At 69.7% G+C, this 1,384-nt stretch carries 1 protein-coding gene and 1 pseudogene; both read left to right on the forward strand.

Translation table 11 applies throughout. The features are described 5' to 3' along the window. On the forward strand, positions 1–706 hold a 706-nt coding region (locus ACZ5CR_RS45280), incomplete at its 5' end, for a glycoside hydrolase family 18 protein (RefSeq protein WP_468869529.1). A 14-nt stretch (positions 707–720) separates the two neighbouring features. Further along, positions 721–1,384, forward strand: a pseudogene (locus ACZ5CR_RS45285) (coagulation factor 5/8 type domain-containing protein); the annotation flags it as partial.

Here is a 1,384-nt window from a genome sequence, read left to right on the forward strand (position 1 = left end):
CGAGAGGACCGTCGAGGCCGTCCGCGCGGGCGGCGGCGACGTCGTCCCCTCCTTCGGCGGCGCGAGCGGCCACAAGCTGGAGGAGTCCTGCGCGGACTCCGGCGCGCTGGCAGGCGCGTACCAGAAGGTCATCGACGCCTACGGTCTCAAGGCGATCGACATCGACATCGAGGGCGAGGCGTACAACGACCCCGCCGTACAGCAGAAGACGATCGACGCCCTCAAGAAGGTGAAGGCGGACAACGAAGGGCTCACGACCTACGTCACCTTCCCCAGCGACCAGAGCGGCCCCGACGACAGCATGATCAAGCGGGCCGCCGGCTCGGGCCTGGAGGTGGACGGCTGGACGATCATGCCGTTCGACTTCGGCGGCGCGGGCCAGAACATGGGCGAGCTGACGAAGCAGGCGACCGACGGCCTGAAGGACACGGTCAAGGCGGCCTACGGCTACAGCGACGATGAGGCCTACCGGCACAGCGGCCTGTCCTCCATGAACGGCATCACGGACGTCCAGGAGACCGTCACCCCGGCCGACTTCGAGACGATCCTCGGCTACGCCCAGGAGCACCACCTGGCCCGCCTCGCGTTCTGGTCCGTCAACCGTGACCGCCCCTGCCCCGGCGCGTACCCGAACGACGACACCTGCTCCGGAGTGGACCAGGAGCCCTGGCAGTTCACCAAGATCTTCGCCCGGTACACGGGCTGACAAGGAGGGACACCATGCATCTCACCCACAGAAGGCGCGGTCGCGCTCTCCCGGTCGCCGCCGCGCTGGCACTCGCCGCGGGCACGCTCGCGATCGTCGGCATCCAGAGCGCCGACGCCGGGCAGGCCCCGGCGTCGAGCAAGACCGCGGTGGTGGCCGCCGACGCCCCCGACCTCGGGCCGAACGTCGACGTCTTCGACCCGTCGATGTCGCACGACACCATCCAGGGCCGCCTGGACGAGGTCTTCAAGCAGCAGGAGACCAACCAGTTCGGCGGCGAGCGGCGTGCGCTGCTCTTCAAGCCCGGCGCGTACGACGACGTCGACGCGAACATCGGCTTCTACACACAGATCGCCGGGCTCGGCCTGTCGCCCGACGACACCGACATCAACGGCGCGGTGCACGCCGAGGCCGACTGGTTCCAGGGCAACGCCACCCAGAACTTCTGGCGCGGAGCCGAGAACCTCGCCGTGACGCCGAAGGCCGGCGCCGACCGCTGGGCCGTCTCCCAGGCCGCGCCCTACCGGCGCATGCACCTGAAGGGCGACCTGAAGCTCGACGACGGCGGCTGGTCCAGCGGCGGACTGCTCGCCGACACCCAGGTCGACGGACAGGTCGATTCCGGCTCGCAGCAGCAGTGGCTGTCCCGCAACACCGACTGGGGCAGTTGGAAGGGCT

It is taken from the genome of Streptomyces sp. NPDC031274, from assembly GCF_055570235.1.